Below are 16947 nucleotides of genomic sequence, written 5' to 3'. Positions count from 1 at the left end.
CTGCTGGCACGAAGTTAGCCGGTGCTTATTCTGTCGGTAACGTCAAGACTGCAGGGTATTCGCCTACAGCCCTTCCTCCCGACTTAAAGTGCTTTACAATCCGAAGACCTTCTTCACACACGCGGCATGGCTGGATCAGGCTTTCGCCCATTGTCCAATATTCCCCACTGCTGCCTCCCGTAGGAGTCTGGACCGTGTCTCAGTTCCAGTGTGACTGATCATCCTCTCAGACCAGTTACGGATCGTCGCCTTGGTGGGCCGTTACCCCACCAACCAGCTAATCCGACCTAGGCTCATCTGTTAGCGTGAGGCCCGAAGGTCCCCCACTTTCTCCCGTAGGACGTATGCGGTATTAGCGCGAGTTTCCCCGCGTTATCCCCCACTAACAGGCAGATTCCTAGGCATTACTCACCCGTCCGCCGCTCGCCGGCAACCCGAAGGTCCCGCTGCCGCTCGACTTGCATGTGTTAGGCCTGCCGCCAGCGTTCAATCTGAGCCATGATCAAACTCTTCAGTTCAAATTCAGCAGGATCCGAGGATCCAAAGCCTGGCTCAGCAATCGCAAATAAACTCATGAATTCACGAGCTACTTGTGTTGCCGATAATCTTGCGACCACCGGTTCTATCCACAAGCACCCACACGAATTGCTTGATTCGACTTGTTAAAGAGCGTTTCGCTTGAGCTTTCGTCTCAACCGAGGCCGCGCATTCTACAGCAGCCTTGAAGCCTGTCAAGCGTTTCGATGAAGGTCGTTTCGCATCCCTCTCGAGCGCCTGCCCCCGCTACCAGCCTCACAGGCAAGCCCTTGATTTTCAAGGGTTTCCGGTGCCACTGCGCAGGAAGTGGGGCGCATTATAGGGTCTCGAAGCGGGGCGTCAAGCTTTAATTGAGCCCTTTCAATATGTCAGTCGCCCGCCCTCTCAATCGTCCGACTTTTCCGCTGCCTGTGGCGCCTCCAGAATCAGCTCCACCCGCCGATTGTTGGCACGCCCCTCTAGGGTCGAGTTGTCGGCCAGCGGCTTGGTATCGGCAAGGCCCACCGCACGCATGCGTTGACGCACGACCCCATTGGCCTCCAGATAACGCACCACGCTGCCGGCCCTCGCCCCGGAAAGCTCCCAGTTGGAAGGAAAGCGCGAGCTGCGGATCGGCAGCGAATCGGTGTGCCCCACCACTACAACATCATGTCGGCTACTGTTGAGCACCGGAACCAGCTGCTGCAATACGCGCAACCCATCCAGGCTCAGGTCGGCCTGCGCGGAACTGAAGAGGATCTCGCTGCTGATGCGAAAGCTCACAGTGCCCTCCTTCACGACCACCTCGATATCCTTGCCCAACCGATCCAACGGCAGCCCCTGAAGAGGATCGCGGGTGGAGTCTCCTCCTTTATCACGCAGGGACTGGCCAGCCTGCTCGAGCAGACCGCTGCCAGCTGGCAGAACGCCTTCGGACAATGGATTGAGCGGCTGCGCCTGCTCGCCGCTCCCCTTGCCTTTTCCAGCGAAGGCCAGCATTACCACCAGCAACACCAGCAGCAGGGTCATCATGTCCAGATAGGTCATCAGCCAGCCTTCCGTCTCTCCCTCGGAGTCCGGCTCATGGGCCGCATTGGCAACCTGGCGCTTGACCATGCGCGTCGCCTGACGTGCATGGGCCAACTCCTGCTCCAACTGGCGCTGACGCTCCAGCAGCACCTTGCGCGCCGAGCCCGCTGAATTGAAGGATGGATTCTCCACTGGCTCAGTCATTGCCGGGCGCTCCTCTCATCCGGCTCAGGCTCGCCCGTCTCCCGACCGCCGTCGCGAATCTCATCCTGGTACTGGGCGACGAACGAGTTCAGCGTCTCGCGCATCAATCCCGGGTTGCGCTTGTTGCACATCATGGAGATCCCCTGCAGCACCATGTTCATCAGCACCACTCGCTGCTCGGTACGCCGCTCCAGCTTCACCGCCACCGGTTTGAATACCAGGTTGGCAAGCAGCACCCCATAGAGAGTGGTCATCAGCGCCACCGCCATCTGCCGGCCGATAGCCGTCATGTCGCCATCCCCCAGCAGGAACATCAGATTCACCAGTCCCACCAGCGTACCGAGCATGCCGAATGCCGGCGCATAACTGGCCATCACCCGGAACAGCTGCGCCTCGGCGTGCTCCTTGGCACGCAGACGCGAGATCCGCCACTGCAGCAGCTCGAGGATGTCCTCCTCCGGCGTCATGTCGATCACCAACTGCACCCCGGTACGCAGGAAGGGATTCCTGACCTGGGCCAGCTCCCGCTCGACGGCACGCAGGTCCGCGCCCGCCCACAGGCGGGAGATCTTCACCAGCTCCTCGATATCGTCCTCGGTGTACAACCGCTCGTTGCGCATCACCGTGGCGATCAGACTGAATACCCGCAGCACCTCGCCCAGCGGATAACTGATGAAGGTCGCCGCGAAGGTGCCGACCACGACGATGCCCAGGCTCGGCAGATCGACGAACAGCGCCGGCTCTTCGGCGGAAAAGATCAGCGTCACCGCCAGCAGGGCGATACTGGCGAGCATGCCAATGAGTGTGGAGGGATTCATGCAGGGCTCCGAAACAGACAGACTTGATTGAATACCTATCGGCCACGGAGCGGTTTTCTGAATACGGCCGGCTACGGAAGCAGGCTTTGCACTTCGAATCCCACCACGCTGCGCGCCTCCTTGCTGAGCTCCATACTAATCAGATGGATCGGCTCGCCCCGGCCGCGGTACTTGTCCGCATAGCCACGCTCCCTGAGCTGCTCCAGCGCCCTGCCCTCCGGCACCAGCTCCACCACCTTGAACTCGAACAGGTAGACATGGCCGTTGAAAAGCACCGCCATGTCGATCCGCCCATGGTTCGTGGTGTCCTCCAGGCGGATATCCAGCCCCAGCGCTGCGAAATGACTGTAGAAGACGCTTGCGTAATAGCCCTCGTACTGCGCGATGGGGTTGTTGCGATACCAGTCGTGGGGAATGCTCGCGAAAAAGGCCGTGAACAAGGCCTGCATCGCCGGGAAGTCGTTGGCCAGCAACAGGTCGTACAGGCGCGGCGCATGGATGCCATAGCGCGCCGGGTCGTGGGTCAGCACCTGCAGCAATGCGCCGTTGAGACTGCTGCGCACCTCCAGATTGGGATAGCGCAGGGTCATCTGCATCAACCCCGGCAGGCGTCGTACCGAATCGACGGTCAGGTAGCCGGCCTGGAACATCAGCGCCTCGGTGGGAATGTGGTCGACATCGAAGCTGGACAGCAGGCTTTCGAGGGCTACCAGGCGCTCCAGATCGGGCGTGAAGGTGCGCCGTGCGGTGAGCAGTTCCACCAGGAAGGTCGGCGTGCCCGTCTCGAACCAGAATGGCCGGAACTCCCGCTCCTGGAACAGCAGCAACAGGTCGAACGGGTTGTATACCGGCTCGCCGGTCCAGTTGTAGCCGTTGTACCACTGGCGGATCGCCTCACGATCCAGGCCCGGCAGCTCGGCGGCAAATACGCTGTCCACGTCGGTGTCGGTATAGCCGCAGATCGCCGAGTAATCGCTGGAAACGGTGATGTCGCGCAGGTTGTTCAACCCCGAGAACAGGCTCGCCTTGCTGAACTTCGATACCCCGCCGAGCATGGCGAAGCGAATGTGTGCGTCGCTGTCCTTGATCACCGAATACAGATTGCGCAGGGCGTCCCGGATTTCCCGCGCCACCTCGGGGCGACCGAGGTTGTCCAGGATCGGCTTGTCGTACTCGTCCACCAGCACCACCGTCCGCTCGCCGGTGGCGGCATGGGCGTGACGAATCAGCTCGGCGAAAATCCCCGGAATCGTCCGACTGCGGCATTCGAGGCCCAGGCGCTCCTGCTGCTCTACCAGCAATTCGCGGATGCGGCATTCCAGCTCCGCCGGACTGGCGGCCACACCGCCGCCGAAGCTGAGCCGGATCACCGGCGCCCGCCGCTCCCAGTCCCACTTGTCGTGCACCTGAATACCGCGGAACAGCGGCTCGCTACCGGCGAACAGCTCCGCCAGGGTATCGAGGAACAGGCTTTTGCCGAAGCGTCGTGGGCGGGAAAGAAAGTAGTACTTGCCCTCCTCGACCAGGCGCAGGGCAAAGCCGGTCTTGTCGACGTAGTAGCAGCCGTCCTCGCGGATTTCGCGGAAGGTCTGGATACCGATGGGCAGCTTCTTGCGGGACATGGCGGATACTCGGCAAGGGTCGAGGCGATTGTAGCGCCGCCGCGCAAAGCCTTCGAATGACCCTCCGACAGGAACAGGACGGAGCACTGCGTCAAAAAATTTTCGTCCGCCCCTAAAGCTCCCGTGGCAGGCGCCGATAGTCGGGGTAACGGCCAACGGCGCCGTTGTCGCCAGCCGCGAAGCCACCGCGCAGCGCAGCTCGCCCCTGGCGCTCAACCTTTAGAGAAGGAACGCAACATGTCCGTCATCAATACCAACATCACGTCGCTGATCGCCCAGAAGAACCTGGGCGCCTCGCAGAGCGCCCTGACCACCGCCATGGAGCGCCTGTCCTCCGGCATGCGCATCAACAGCGCCAAGGACGACGCCGCCGGCCAGGCCATCGCCAACCGCATGAGCTCGCAGATCACCGGTCTGAGCCAGGCACAGCGCAACGCCAATGACGGTATTTCCGTCGCCCAGACCGCCGAAGGCGCACTGAACCAGGTCAACGACAACTTGCAGCGTATCCGCGAGCTGAGCGTCCAAGCGGCCAACGACACCAACTCGCCGGAAGACAAGGCCTCCATCCAGGCGGAAATCAACCAGCGCCTGGAAGAGATCGACCGTATCTCCAAGGAAACCAACTTCAACGGCACCAAGGTGCTTAACTCCGACCAGACCCTGAGGATTCAGGTCGGCGCCAACGATGGCGAGAGCATCAGCATCAATCTGAAGGAAATCAACAAGACCACTCTGGGTCTGGCCTCCTTCAATGTTACCAACACCCTCAATACCGAGGATCTGGCAGCTACTGCGACGACCGAACTGGCTCCGTCTTCGCGCAATCTGGAAGACTTCAGCTTCACCGACACTGCAGGCGCTGCTACTTGGGCCGTCTATGTTGACGATGCGGACCCAGACAAAATTTATGTTTCGTCCGACGGCGGTGCTACTTCTCACGTAGCCACTTATGACGCCGCCACCAACTCCCTGTCCTTTGACTCTGCTGTCGACGACGGCGATATCACTGCTTCCGCTACCGCAGCAGCCGGCAATGAGATTCATGTTGGTGATGGTGTGGTTATGCAGGCCGACGACATCACTGGCCGCACCGACTCCAATGTCGCAACTCAGCCGACTCTGCATCTGATGTCCGATGGCTCCTATCACATCAAGCGCGGCGCCGATGACTATGTCGCTGCAACCGTTGACTTCGCTGCCGGCACTGTAAGTTATGACTCTTCCGCAGTTGCAGATGGCACACTCGATGCCGAGGTAGGCAGTGCGCTTGACCAGATCAGCAACCCAGATCCAGCGGTCACCGTTGACACCTCCGGCCTGGACACCAGCCTGGTTGGCAACAGCGCCCAACTCTTCGCCCTGAAGGATGGCAGCGGCTATGTGGTCAAGGGCACCGATGCCGACGGCAACGAGGTCTACTACGAAGCCGAAGTTGACACCGCTACCGGTGTAGTGGACCTCGGCGACAAGCTGACCGCCGATCCGCTGGCTTCTCTTGATAATGCTCTGAAAGCAGTCGACGAGCTGCGTTCCGACCTCGGTGCCATCCAGAACCGTTTCGACTCGGCCATCACCAACCTGAAGACCAACGAAACCAACCTGTCCGCGGCCCGTTCGCGCATCGAAGATGCCGACTACGCCGTGGAAGTGGCCAACATGACCAAGGCGCAGATCCTGCAACAGGCCGGCACCTCGGTCCTGGCCCAGGCCAACCAGATCCCGCAGGGCGTGCTGTCGCTGCTGGGTTAATTGGCCTAGGCCAGGGCAGGCGTTTCGCAACCTGCCTTCCAAAAAACAAGGCGCCTTTAGGCGCCTTGTTTTTTCGCTTCAGACAAAAGATGAATTCCGCATCCCAAACCGGTCCCCAGCCATGAACGCCTCCGATCACCAGCCTCTGATCGACGAACTCGACACCCTGCTCGCCCAGATCGCGACGCTGCTGCAGCGCTTCGAGGCCACCGGCTGCAATGCGACCCTGAAAGCCGATTACATCGCCCTGCACGAGCTGCAGGCACGCGCGCTGAAGCAGCGGCAGGAGCATGTGCACGCGATGGGCGATGAGCGAAGTCAGGGCGTCCTGGCGACAATCGAAGGCCTGCATTGAGCGCCCTGGACGCCAGATTCATGCAGAACGAAGGGCGGGTGAGGCCCGCCGGGACTCGAATAGCTAAGCCGCGCGCCCACTGATCGACAGCCCGACCGACAGTCCGGCCGCCACCGCGATCGCCACCAGGGCGTCGAGACTGAAGGCGTTGATCTTGCCAGCCTTGAGATTGGAAAAGCGTGGCCCGGTGATGCCGAGTCGACGGGCCCTCTCGCTGTCGGTGCCCGGCCACGCGGCCGCCTGCTCGGTGATGGCACGTATCAGGGCGGCGCGCAACTTCATGTTCTCGGCCTCGGCCGGGGTGTCCTCGAGGGCATCCCAGACGCTGGTAAAACGTTGTCGCTCGGTCATTTTCTGCTCCTCAGCAGGTCGCGGAGACGGGCTGCCGCCAGATCGATATCGGCCTTCGGCGTGGCCTGGGTCTTCTTCTGGAAACAGTGCAGCACATAGACGGCATCCGCCAGGGTGGCCAGATAGATCACACGGAACGCCCCCTAGGCCTCACGGATACGGATCTCCCGCACGCCGGCACCCACAGTCTTCATGGGCTTCCAGTCGGCCGGCTCGATGCCGTTCTGGAGATTGTCCAGCTGGAAACCAGCCTCTCGACGGGCATCGGCCGGAAATTCGCGCAGGCGGTCAAGGGAGTCGGCAAGGAATTCAACAGCCTTCATCGGATGGAGTCCTTGTTGTGCCGGGAACATTTTATTTGTTTCGATAAGAGTCGCAAGACATTTTATCGGAACCGATAATCAGCCTTGTAGGGCGGGTGAAACCCGCCCTACACACTGGGCACCTGGAGCGAAACATCGTTGCACGGTGTTGCATGGGCACGGCGCCTCCCGGCGTACAGCGATTGCGAAGGGGCCGGGGTCGGTCTGGCTCCGTCGAACCGGAAGACGCAGGGCGGCGACCATCGCCGCCCTTCCCTCTCAAGTTTCCATACCCCCATCCGATAAAGGGTCATGGATCTGTCCGTCTTCCAAGGAGAACACCCATGAGCTCGCCGCTGAACAATGCCGGTACCCTTCCCCATTCGCCTCTTGCCAATCTGACGCCGCGTCAGCGCCTGGAAAACGCCCTGGACGAGTTGCCGCCGGCCGCCGGGAGCGCCGCGGCGCAGGCCGAGGGCGCGCAGCCGGGGCTGGTCGCCCGCGAGGAGCTGGTCGAGCCACTGCAACGGATCAACGAGGTGCTGGGCAACTACGGGGTGGAGTTCCATCTGAGCGAGCCGGGGCCGCGGGTAGTCACGGAGATCGTCGACCGGGAGAGCGGCGAGGTGATCCGGCAGATTCCCAGCGAGGAGGTGCTGCGCATCGCCCGGAGCCTCGAGCAGTTGCGCGGCATCCTGCTCCGGGAAACGGCCTGAGCTGCCCGCCTCCGACACGGGAGCACCTGCCGCTCCGGTTCAAGAGCCCGGAATGACGATGCCCTCGATGGGCCCCAGGGCGGCCAGTTCGTCGCCGGACAGCGGGGCACTGAGGGTCGCCCCGCGCATGCTCGACTGATCGGCGAGGCGCACCTGGGCGATCTCGCCCTTGCGGTCGAGGCGCTCCACCCAGGCCAGGTCGCCTTCGGCGAAGCGCACCAGCGAGCCGACCGGAATCAGCCCGAAGTGCTGGATGTAATGCTGGCACCAGCGCCGGTCGAGCTGCGCCTCGCAGCCGATCAACCGGCGGTAGACGCTGCTGATCGCCTGCTCCGGACGGTCCGGTCGCGGCCGGCCCATGGCGTCGATCACATCGACCACCGCGGCCATCCGCGCCAGCTCGCCGAGCTGTTCGCCCCGCAGGCCGTGCGGGTAGCCGCTGCCGTCAAGACGCTCGTTGATCTGCTCGACGACGCTGCCGATCACCAGTTCGGCCAGCCACTTGCACTGCCCCAGCCGCTCGCGCAGCAACGTTACATGGCGGCCGAGGATTTCGCGCTGTTCGCGATCAAGGAATTCGCTGCGCAGCAGCTCCGGCGGCAGCAGCGCCTTGCCGAGGTCGTGGACCAGGGCACAGGCGCAGATCGCCTTGACCAGGTCGTTCGGCAGACCCCGGCTGCGCGCCAGGTCGGCCAGGCGCACGGCCACCGCGATGCAGTGCTTGACCAGCGGCGGGTCGTCCACCAGGCAGTGCACGGCGAACAGCAGGTCCTGGCGGTCCTCGTCGAGCAGTCCCAGCAGATAGTCGCAGTGCCAGGACAACTTGGCCGATTCGATGTCGTTGCCCTGCTGCAGATCCACCAGCAGGCCGTTCAGGTAGAGCGACACCTGCGCCAGGCGGCGGGCCATGGGCGTGGCGTAGTCGAGGCCATGGGTACGCAGCAGATCGGTTGTCTGCGTTGTTCGGGCAGCCTGGAACAGCGGCGAGGGCGCCCGTTCGGCGTCGCCACCGAGCGCGCCGCGGGCGCTCTCCCGCTCGATCTCGCGCACGTAGAACCACAGCCGGCGCTCCAGGTCGGCAGCGGGCCTGTCGAAGGCGCAGCCGAAGCGGGCCGCCTTCCAGTCGGCATTGAGCTGGCGATGGCGGATCTCGCCGCGCAGCTCGATCTGCTGGCCATTGGGAAAGCACAGGGCGATCCGCTCGAGAGCCTGCCCGGCCTGCAATTCGCTGGCGGAACCGGCCGGCAGCTCGATCTGGCAGCCCCCCTGCGACAGGTCGAGCAGCCGGCCGACGAGCGGCCGCATCCCCTCGGCCGGCAGCACCTCGACCCGCACCGTCAGGCGCATCGGCAGCTCGGCGCGGAAGGTGCTGCGGCGGTGGAGGATCTCCAGCCACTCCGGCCAGGCGCAGGCCAGCTGGATGCGCCCCGGCACCGGCAGGCGCCGCCAGCCGACCAGCGGCGCGCTGCGCAGCAGGGTGCTGGCGACCCGCCCGGCGAGGCGGCTGGCGCGCCCGCCGCCTTCGAGCAAGGGCGCCACGGCCGGTATCGAGGTCAGGTCGAAGACCAGCCGCTCACCCGGCACCACCTCCATGAGCACTGCCGCCAGGGAAGGCGTTTCCGGCGACAGGCCGATCAGCCGGGCGCCGCCCTGTTCGCAGAGCTGCTCCAGTAGGTCGCGGCACTTGTCCGCATGGTCGATGCGCGAGTAGGTATCGCAGGCCTGTTCCACAATCTGTTTCCTTCAGTCATTGGCGGATGGCGCGGCCTCAGGCCTCCCCTGTACCCGCAGGGAGACGGAGGTCGACAAGCCATTGCCAGGGAATTGCCGTGTACAGCGCGCTACTCCGCCAGTCCGTTGCGCAGACGGGCGACCGCCTGGCTGTGCAGCTGGCAGACGCGGGATTCGCTGACGCCCAGCACGGCGCCGATTTCCTTGAGGTTGAGGTCTTCCTGGTAGTACAGGGCGAGCACCAGCTTCTCCCGTTCGGGCAGCGCCTCGATGGCCTTGACCAGACGCTCCATGTCGCGCCCCTCGGCCAGCTCGGCGAAGGGCGAGGCATAGTGTCCGACGCTCATCGCATCCACCTCGTCCTCGCCCAGCTCGTCGATGGCCACCAACTGGCTGCCGTTGCTGTCCAGCAGCAGCTGCCGGTATTCGGCGAGATCCAGCCCCATGGCCGCGGCGATCTCGCGCTCCTCGGCGGGCCGGCCGAGGCGCTGCTCGAGGTGGCGCAGGGTATCTTCCAGGGCCCGGGCATTGCGCCGCACGCTGCGCGGCACCCAGTCCCGGCTGCGCAGCTCGTCGAGCATGGCGCCACGCACGCGCTGGCTGGCGAAGGTGGCGAAACTGGCGCCCTGGGCGGCGTCGTACCGCGACAGGGCATCGAGCAGGCCGATGGTGCCGGCCTGGATCAGATCGTCCAGCTCGACACTGGCCGGCAATCTGGTCTGCAGGTTCAAGGCCTGCCGGCGCACCAGCGGCAGATACTGCTCGAGCAGGTCGCGCTGTCTGATTTTGCCCTGTGCCGTATACATTCCACTGACCTGGAGCATGACGAAAAACGGCCGGTCCTGGCCGGACGAAGGCTCTCCGGGCGGCATTCTCGCCTTGCGGCACAGCCCTGAAAGCGCCGAACAGTCACCGGGGAAACGGGCTATTCCGGGCTTTGCAAAATGCCAGCATCCCCTCAACGGTATTCGACGATCAGCTCGATTCCCTCGACCGGCTGCGGTTCGGCACGCGGCGCCAGGCGAAAGCGGAACTGCAGCGGCTGCCCGGCGTCCAGCCCGGCCAGCGCGGCGCTGCGTCCCCGGCTACGGGACAGCTCGATGCAGCGCTGCGGATGGCAGAGCCAGGCCCGGACCGGGGCTCCAGGCGCCAGCGCGAAACGCCAGCGCACCTCGGCCAGGCGCTGTCCCTGGGCTAGCGCCGGCGGCTGCAGGGGGGAGGATGCGCTTTCCCGATCAGGCACGGCCAGGCGCAGGCTGGCAATCTGCGTCTGCCAGCTGCCCGGTGCGGCCTGCGCATTCGGCACGGAAATCTGCAGGGCCAGCAGCAGGCCGAGAAGTCCGCCCAGCATGAACGCCCCGACGCGGCTGCGCCCGCTCATCCCTCATGCCCTTTCGGTCGCTCGACCAGCAGCAGCAACTCGATCTCGAGAAAAGTCCTCGCGGCCTGGCGCAGGTTGTCAAGCAGGCCCGCGTGCGAGTCGAACCCCGGATGCATGACCAGCAACCGGGTCGGTCCGCCACCCTCGCGCAGGAGGCGCAGGCACTGGTAGGCGCGGCGGAAGCTGTCCGGGTCGCCCTCGACCCAGAGGGCCCAGCGCGACTGCTGGCAGGCCAGGGTGTGCAGGTGCGGACTGCTCTCTTCCAGGGCGACCAGCTGCCAGCGGGACGGATCGCCGACCCAGGCATGGCCGTTGGCCTTCCAGCGTTGCAGGGTCCGGCGCACCCGCTCCAGACGCTGGCGCTGCGCACCGGGCGGCAGGCCGACCACCATCAGGGTCGGGCGCGGCTCCTCGGGAGTGCCTGACGACAGCGCGGCGACGGGGGCTTCCCCGGCGCCTCCCCCATGCTGCTCCGCCCAGCGCCGCAGCCCCGCGGCCTGATCGAGCAGGCCGAACCCGTCCTGATCCTCCGGAGCGGCCATCAGTGAACGCGCTCGCCACCGAGCTGGCGGAAGGCATCGCCGGCAGCCAGCAGATGCAGCAGGGCGTCGAGCTGCTGGGCGGGGCCGCGCAGGCGCCGCCCGCTGCCCAGGCCGGACAGCCGGGCGCGCAGGTCCATCGCCCAGTCCTCCGCGGACTGATCCAGACGGCTGGCGCAGGCGGCCAGCGCGGCGGCGAGAAACAGCCGCAGCTCCGTCTGCAGGGGGACCTGAACCTCGCCGAGCGCCTGCCAGGCACGCAGGATCAGCGCCGGCAGATCGTCGCAGGCCAGCAGCAGGCGCACCCCGTCGGCCTGCTCGGCGAGCGTCCGGCGGCCCGGCTCCGGCGACCAGGCCAGCCAGTGGCGCTGGCCGAGCGACTGGCCGCTGTCGCCATCGCGCAAGGTGCCGAACCAGGCCTCTACCGGCCAGGGCGCCGACGCCCCGCCACGCTCGCCGGCGGCGCGCAGACCGACCGGCAGATGGCGCAGCTCCAGCCACAGCGGCCGGCCGCGATGGCGCAGCTGCAGGCTGTCATGGGGTTCGGCGACGGCGCTCAACTGCGCCAGGCTGTGGCGCTCGCCCTGGAACTCGAGCCGGTTGCCGGGCCTGACGGTGCCGACCCAGGGGCTGCGCAACCGCGCCAGGACCTGCAGGAAGCTGCCTTCCGGCGCTGCCGGCAGCAAGTGGCGGCGCGCCTTGAGCCGCTCGAAGGCCCAGTCCATACGCTGTTCGTGGCCGGTCGGCAGCCGATGGGCCAGCCAGGGACGCACCTGCAGGCCCCCCTCCGGGTCCAGGGTCAGCAGCGGCATGCTCCAGGTGGCGCCCGCTACCGGCTTGCCGCTGCCCCAGAGCAGCTGCCGCACGCCGGCCTCGTCGGGCTCGCCGTCGCATTCCTCCAGCAGCCGGGCCAGCCGCTCCCCCTGCACGCCGGCCGGCAGGGCGGCCAGACGCCAGGCGCGCTCCAGCAGGGCGAAGCCGTCCAGTTCGCGGCGCAGCCCTTCGAGCGCGGCCGCCAGGCTGCGGCCACGGCCGAACAGGCCGCGGGCCCAGCTGTCGAGACGCCGCCCGGCGCCGTCCGCTCCGCCCTCGGGCACGAACGGCGACGGCTGGCTCACCGCCAGCGCCTGCTGCAGCAGCGGCCCGGCCTCGGCCACCTGCAGGTCTTCCGGCACCTGCTGGCCATTGGACAGATAGTTCAGCCGCAGACCATGACGCATGAGGATGTCCAGCACCGGGCCGAGCCGCGCGGCCTCGTCGCACTTGCTGACGATGCAGTCGTGCAGACGGGTGCCGGCGGCCAGGGCGGCGCGCTGGTAGGTGCCGACCACCTCCTCCAGGGTGTCGCCGTGGCAGGCGGCGTTGAGCAGCAGCATCAGCCGCATCGGGCGGCCGGCAGCGCCGAGCTGGTTGATCTGGGTGAGCAGGCGCCGGTCGCGCTGGCTCATGCCGACGGTGTCGATGATGATCAGGCGCTTGCCGGCCAGTCCGGCGAGCAGGGGCTCGAGCGGCGCGACGGCGGCCAGCGTGTGTACCTCGACGCCGAGCAGACGGGCATAGATGCGCAGTTGCTCGTGGGCGCCGATCCGGAAGCTGTCGGTGCTAATCAGGGCCACCTGGCTCGCGCCGTGGCGCATCACGTAGCGCGCCGCGAGCTTGGCGACGGTGGTGGTCTTGCCCACCCCGGTGGGGCCGACCAGGGCGATCAGCCCGCCGGCGTCGAGCAGGCCGGCCTCGTCCTCGAGCACCGGCAGGCGCGCCTCCAGCTGGCGCTCCAGCCAGGCCTGCAGGGCTGGTGCGGAAGCCGGACCGGCGGCCAGTTCGCCGGGCAGGCCGGCAAGGATCTCGTCGCTCAGGCAGGGGCCGAAACCGGCGCCGAGCAGGCGCTGGCGCAGCTGGCTCCGGCAGCCGCCGCCGCTGGTCGGGGCCTGCATCTGCCGGTCGAGCAAGGCGCGCATGTCCTGCATCTCGCCGAGCAGGCGCTGGCCGAGAGCGGCGAAGTCGAGGGCCGCGGCCGCCGGCGCGGGCGAGGCCGGCGCCGGCCCGGGCGGGGCGGCGCCGACCGCCTGGCGGTGGTCGACGGAGACGGCTGGCCGCCCAGGTGCAACGGGACTGGCGGCGGCCTGGACCGCCTGCTGCTCCTCCTCGGCCAGGGCGAGGATCTCCACGCCCTCGGCGACGGGACGGTTGGACAGGATCAGGGCACCCTCGCCCAGGACCTCGCGCACCTGGCGCATGGCCTCGCGGCTGTTGGGCGCGACGAAACGTCTGACGCTCATGAATCATTTCCCTCCGATCAGGCTGGTCACACGCAGGGAGCGGTCCTCGGGCAGCTCCACCAGGGACATCACCACCAGATGGCGCAGGCGCCGGCGCAGGAAGCGCGAAAGCAGCGCGCGCAGCCGGTGCGGCACCACCAGCACCGGCGGTTCGCCGTTGGCCTCCTGGCGGGCCAGGGCGGTTTCGGCCTGCTGCATCAGGTTGTCGGCCAGACCCGGCTCCAGGGCGCCGTTGTTCACCGCCTGCAGGAGCACCTGCTCCAGCTGCAGGTCGAGACCGATGACGTGCAATTCGCTCCGGCTGCCGAACCACTGCTGGGTGATGGCGCGCCCCAGCGCCACGCGCACCATGGCGGTCAGCTCCTGGACATCGTTGGCGTGTGCGCCAGCGTGCTCGGCCAGGGCATCGAGGATGCTGCGCATATCGCGGATCGAGACCTCCTCCTCCAGCAGGCTCTGCAGGATGCGCTGCAGGGTGTTGAGCGGGACCAGCTTGGGCACTACCTCCTCGACCAGGGCCTTGTTCTCGTCGCCGAGCTTGTCGAGCAGACGCTGCACCTCGCTGCGCCCGAGCAGGTCGGCGGCATGCCGGTGCAGCAGGTGGTTGAGGTGGGTGGCGGTGACCGTGCCGGCGTCGACCACGGTGTAGCCATAGATCTGCCCGTGCTCGCGCAGGTTCGCGTCGATCCAGGTCGCCGGCAGGTTGAAGGCCGGATCGGTGGTGGCGACCCCTTCGAGGCGCCCGCTGACCTGGCCGGGATCGATCGCCAGCCACTTGCCGGGATGGATCTCGCCGCGGCCGATTTCCACGCCCTTGAGGGTGATCACGTAGGCGTTCGGGCCGAGTTCCAGGTTGTCGCGGATGTGCACCACCGGGGGCAGGAAGCCAATGTCCTGGGCGAACTTCTTGCGCACGCTCTTGATCCGCGCGAGCAGCTCGCCCTGCTGGCGGTTGTCGACCAGCGGGATCAGCCGGTGGCCGACCTCCAGGCCCAGGGTGTCGACCAGTTGCACGTCGTCCCAGCTGGCCTCCGGGGCCTCCACCTTGGCCGGCGGCACCTCGTTGACCACCTGCTCGACCAGCTTCTCCTGCTCGCGCCGGCGCAACCACCAGCCGAGGCCGGCGAGCAGCGCGGTGAACAGCAGGAAGACCAGATTGGGCATCCCCGGCACCAGGCCGAGCAGGCCGATCACCGCGGCGGCCAGCATCAGCACCTGCGGCCGGTTGAACAGCTGGCCGAGCATCTGCTGGCCGACGTCCTGCTCGGTATTCACCCGCGAAACGGTGACGCCGGCGGCGATGGAGATGACCAGCGCCGGAATCTGTGCCACCAGGCCGTCGCCGATGGTCAGCATGACGTAGGTGTGGGCGGCGTCGGAAAAGGCCATGTTGTGCTGCAGCATGCCGATCAGCAGGCCGCCGACGATGTTCACCGCCATGATCACCATGCCGGCCATGGCGTCGCCGCGCACGAACTTGCTGGCGCCGTCCATCGAGCCGTAGAACTCGGCCTCCTGGGCCACCTCGCGGCGCCGCTGGCGGGCCTCCGCCTCGCCGATCAGGCCGGCGTTCAGGTCGGCGTCGATGGCCATCTGCTTGCCGGGCATGGAGTCGAGGGTGAAGCGCGCGCCTACTTCGGCGATGCGCCCGGCGCCCTTGGTGATGACCATGAAGTTGATGATCACCAGGATCAGGAACACCGCCAGGCCGACCCCGAAGTTGCCGCCGACCAGGAACTCGCCGAAGGCCTCGATCACCTTGCCGGCGGCGCCGGTGCCCTGGTGGCCCTCCATCAGCACCACGCGGGTGGAAGCGACGTTCAGCGACAGGCGCAGCAGGGTGGTGAACAGCAGGATCGCCGGGAAGGCGGCGAAGTCCAGCGGCTTCTCGGTGAGCATGCTCACCAGCAGGACCATGATCGCCAGGGCGATGTTGAAGGTGAACAGCAGGTCGAGGACGAAGGGCGGCAGCGGCAGGATCATCATCGACAGGATGAGGATGATCAGCACCGGCCCGGCCAGCAGCTTGAAGTCCAAGCGCCCCTGCCAGGAGCCGTGGCCCAGTAGATTGGTCAGTGCTTTCATCGGGTTTCCTCGGATTGCTTGTCGCGCCGGGTGCGCTCGTCCATGCCCGCCGGCACCGGCAGGTCGCGCGGGGTGTCCGGCATCTCGCCGCCCTCCTCGCGCACCCGCCGCAGGCGGTAGGCCCAGGCCAGCACCTCGGCCACGGCGGTGTACAGCTCGGCCGGGATTTCCCGGTCGAGATCGACGTGGTAGTAGAGCGCCCGGGCCAGGGGCGCGGCCTCCAGCAGCGGCACGCCATGCTCGCCGCCCAGTTCCCGGATGCGCGCGGCCACCGCATCGGCCCCCTTGGCGACCACCCGCGGCGCACTCATCTCCCCGTCCCGGTAGCTGAGCGCGACGGCGTAATGGGTGGGGTTGGTGACGATCACGTCGGCCGTCGGCACCTTGCTCATCATCCGCGAGCGCGCCATGGCCTGCTGCTGCGAGCGGATGCGTCCCTTGACGTGGGGGTCGCCCTCCGACTCCTTGTGCTCCTGGCGCAGCTCCTCCTTGCTCATGCGCAGCTTTTTGGCATGGCTCCACAGCTGGTAGGGCACGTCCAGGACGATCACCAGGATCAGGCCCAGCACGACCATTCCGCAGGCCAGGGCGATCAGACGCATGGCATCGGCCAGGGCCTCGTGGATCGGCATGCCGGACAGCGTCATCAGCCGGTCGATGTAGCTCCTCAGGAAAAACACCGTGATCCAGCCGACCAGGACGGTCTTGGCGACGGCCTTGCCGAGCTCGGCCAGCGCCTGGGTCGAGAAGATCCGCTTGAGCCCCTTGAGCGGGTTGAGCCGGGCCAGTTGCGGCTGCAGCGCCTTGGCCGAGACCAGCAGGCCGCCGAGCAGCGACGGCGCGACCAGGGCCATCACCGCCATCAGCAGGAACAGCGGCAGCAGCGTGAACAACGTGCCTTCGCCGAGTTCCCAGAAGCGCGCCAGCATGCGGGCTGCGTCGAAGGCCTGGGCGCGTTCGAACAGCAGGGCCTGCTCCATGACCTGGGCAAGCCGCTCATGGAGCAGCCCGCCCATGCCCCACAGGGCTGCGACGCCGGTCAGCAGCAGCAGGAAGGTGGTCAGCTCGCGCGAGCGGGCGACCTGCCCTTCTTCCCGGGCTTTTTCCAGGCGTCGCGGACTTGCCGCTTCGGTCTTTTCCTGATCGCTGCTCTCGTCAGCCATGGCCCACCAGTGCGCCGCGGGCGACTCGTGCAGATGAACGGCGGCCATTCTGCATGGGCATGCCGGAAGGCCATCACCCGAACAGCATGACGAATTCCGTGCTT

At 66.5% G+C, this 16947-nt stretch carries 14 protein-coding genes, 1 rRNA gene and 1 pseudogene (1 of these 16 cut by a window edge); 3 read left to right on the top strand and 13 right to left on the bottom strand.

The window, feature by feature from the left end:
- The 4 genes from GCU53_RS00605 to GCU53_RS00590 form a co-directional block, all read right to left on the bottom strand.
- Positions 1–518, bottom strand: a 16S ribosomal RNA gene (locus GCU53_RS00605) (it extends 1018 nt beyond the left edge of the window).
- 403 nt (positions 519–921) lie between these two features.
- The gene (locus GCU53_RS00600; RefSeq protein WP_152385909.1) at positions 922–1749 is read right to left on the bottom strand and encodes an OmpA/MotB family protein; all 828 of its coding nucleotides are present in this window, start codon (positions 1747–1749) and stop codon (positions 922–924) included.
- Positions 1746–2567 carry a motility protein A gene (locus tag GCU53_RS00595; RefSeq protein WP_152385908.1) on the bottom strand — a complete coding sequence of 274 codons (822 nt, stop codon included), beginning with the start codon at positions 2565–2567 and terminating at the stop codon, positions 1746–1748. The genes GCU53_RS00600 and GCU53_RS00595 overlap by 4 nt, the downstream gene beginning before the upstream one ends.
- A gap of 71 nt (positions 2568–2638) precedes the next feature.
- A complete protein-coding gene (locus GCU53_RS00590; protein WP_152385907.1) occupies positions 2639–4189 on the bottom strand; it encodes an ATP-binding protein in 1551 nt (516 codons plus the stop codon).
- A 237-nt stretch (positions 4190–4426) separates the two neighbouring features.
- On the opposite strand from GCU53_RS00590, the gene GCU53_RS00585 reads away from it, so the two are divergent.
- Positions 4427–5941: a flagellin N-terminal helical domain-containing protein gene (locus GCU53_RS00585; protein WP_152385906.1), complete on the top strand. Its 1515-nt coding sequence runs from the start codon at positions 4427–4429 to the stop codon at positions 5939–5941.
- A 121-nt stretch (positions 5942–6062) separates the two neighbouring features.
- Positions 6063–6296 (top strand): hypothetical protein, encoded by a 234-nt coding sequence (locus GCU53_RS00580; RefSeq protein WP_244306958.1) that lies wholly within the window; start codon positions 6063–6065, stop codon positions 6294–6296.
- A 63-nt stretch (positions 6297–6359) separates the two neighbouring features.
- Here GCU53_RS00580 and GCU53_RS00575 read toward each other — a convergent pair whose 3' ends face one another.
- Positions 6360–6647 carry a helix-turn-helix domain-containing protein gene (locus tag GCU53_RS00575; protein ID WP_152385905.1) on the bottom strand — a complete coding sequence of 96 codons (288 nt, stop codon included), beginning with the start codon at positions 6645–6647 and terminating at the stop codon, positions 6360–6362.
- Positions 6644–6970 (bottom strand): annotated as a pseudogene (locus GCU53_RS00570) (type II toxin-antitoxin system RelE/ParE family toxin). Before GCU53_RS00570 ends, GCU53_RS00575 begins: the two are co-directional and overlap by 4 nt.
- A gap of 323 nt (positions 6971–7293) precedes the next feature.
- On the opposite strand from GCU53_RS00570, the gene GCU53_RS00565 reads away from it, so the two are divergent.
- A complete protein-coding gene (locus GCU53_RS00565) occupies positions 7294–7665 on the top strand; it encodes a flagellar protein FlaG (protein ID WP_152385904.1) in 372 nt (123 codons plus the stop codon).
- A gap of 39 nt (positions 7666–7704) precedes the next feature.
- On the opposite strand, the gene GCU53_RS00560 is transcribed toward GCU53_RS00565, so the two are convergent.
- From GCU53_RS00560 to flhB, 7 genes are all read right to left on the bottom strand, one after another.
- Entirely contained in the window at positions 7705–9396 is a 1692-nt protein-coding gene (locus GCU53_RS00560) for an HD domain-containing phosphohydrolase (protein WP_152385903.1), read from the bottom strand.
- Positions 9397–9506: 110 nt separating this feature from the next.
- Entirely contained in the window at positions 9507–10202 is a 696-nt protein-coding gene (locus GCU53_RS00555; protein WP_152385902.1) for an RNA polymerase sigma factor FliA, read from the bottom strand.
- A 152-nt stretch (positions 10203–10354) separates the two neighbouring features.
- Complete coding sequence (locus GCU53_RS00550) at positions 10355–10777, bottom strand: flagellar protein FlhE (protein ID WP_244306954.1); 423 nt, start codon at positions 10775–10777, stop codon at positions 10355–10357.
- Complete coding sequence (locus GCU53_RS00545; protein ID WP_152385901.1) at positions 10774–11319, bottom strand: hypothetical protein; 546 nt, start codon at positions 11317–11319, stop codon at positions 10774–10776. Before GCU53_RS00545 ends, GCU53_RS00550 begins: the two co-directional genes overlap by 4 nt.
- Entirely contained in the window at positions 11319–13595 is a 2277-nt protein-coding gene (flhF, locus tag GCU53_RS00540; RefSeq protein ID WP_152385900.1) for a flagellar biosynthesis GTPase FlhF, read from the bottom strand. Before flhF ends, GCU53_RS00545 begins: the two co-directional genes overlap by 1 nt.
- 3 nt (positions 13596–13598) lie before the next feature.
- A complete protein-coding gene (gene flhA, locus GCU53_RS00535) occupies positions 13599–15680 on the bottom strand; it encodes a flagellar biosynthesis protein FlhA (protein WP_152385899.1) in 2082 nt (693 codons plus the stop codon).
- Positions 15677–16891, bottom strand: coding sequence for a flagellar biosynthesis protein FlhB (flhB, locus tag GCU53_RS00530; RefSeq protein ID WP_152385898.1), 1215 nt, complete (start codon positions 16889–16891; stop codon positions 15677–15679). Before flhB ends, flhA begins: the two co-directional genes overlap by 4 nt.
- Positions 16892–16947 lie beyond the last annotated feature (56 nt).

Origin of the sequence: Azotobacter salinestris (genome assembly GCF_009363155.1) — a bacterium.
Taxonomy (GTDB): domain Bacteria; phylum Pseudomonadota; class Gammaproteobacteria; order Pseudomonadales; family Pseudomonadaceae; genus Azotobacter; species Azotobacter salinestris.
The sequence above is the reverse complement of the archived record's forward strand: the minus strand, read 5'-3'. Positions and strand labels throughout refer to the sequence as shown.

Bases quoted from the DNA above. Each gene is read 5' to 3' on its own strand.
- GCU53_RS00550 (WP_244306954.1), bottom strand. From the start codon at position 10,777: ATGAGCGGGCGCAGCCGCGTCGGGGCGTTCATGCTGGGCGGACTTCTC.
- GCU53_RS00595 (WP_152385908.1), bottom strand. From the start codon at position 2,567: ATGAATCCCTCCACACTCATTGGCATGCTCGCCAGTATCGCCCTGCTG.
- GCU53_RS00585 (WP_152385906.1), top strand. From the start codon at position 4,427: ATGTCCGTCATCAATACCAACATCACGTCGCTGATCGCCCAGAAGAAC.
- GCU53_RS00590 (WP_152385907.1), bottom strand. From the start codon at position 4,189: ATGTCCCGCAAGAAGCTGCCCATCGGTATCCAGACCTTCCGCGAAATC.
- GCU53_RS00545 (WP_152385901.1), bottom strand. From the start codon at position 11,319: ATGGCCGCTCCGGAGGATCAGGACGGGTTCGGCCTGCTCGATCAGGCC.
- GCU53_RS00565 (WP_152385904.1), top strand. From the start codon at position 7,294: ATGAGCTCGCCGCTGAACAATGCCGGTACCCTTCCCCATTCGCCTCTT.
- flhB (WP_152385898.1), bottom strand. From the start codon at position 16,891: ATGGCCGCCGTTCATCTGCACGAGTCGCCCGCGGCGCACTGGTGGGCC.
- GCU53_RS00575 (WP_152385905.1), bottom strand. From the start codon at position 6,647: ATGACCGAGCGACAACGTTTTACCAGCGTCTGGGATGCCCTCGAGGAC.
- flhF (WP_152385900.1), bottom strand. From the start codon at position 13,595: ATGAGCGTCAGACGTTTCGTCGCGCCCAACAGCCGCGAGGCCATGCGC.
- GCU53_RS00555 (WP_152385902.1), bottom strand. From the start codon at position 10,202: ATGTATACGGCACAGGGCAAAATCAGACAGCGCGACCTGCTCGAGCAG.
- GCU53_RS00580 (WP_244306958.1), top strand. From the start codon at position 6,063: ATGAACGCCTCCGATCACCAGCCTCTGATCGACGAACTCGACACCCTG.
- GCU53_RS00600 (WP_152385909.1), bottom strand. From the start codon at position 1,749: ATGACTGAGCCAGTGGAGAATCCATCCTTCAATTCAGCGGGCTCGGCG.
- flhA (WP_152385899.1), bottom strand. From the start codon at position 15,680: ATGAAAGCACTGACCAATCTACTGGGCCACGGCTCCTGGCAGGGGCGC.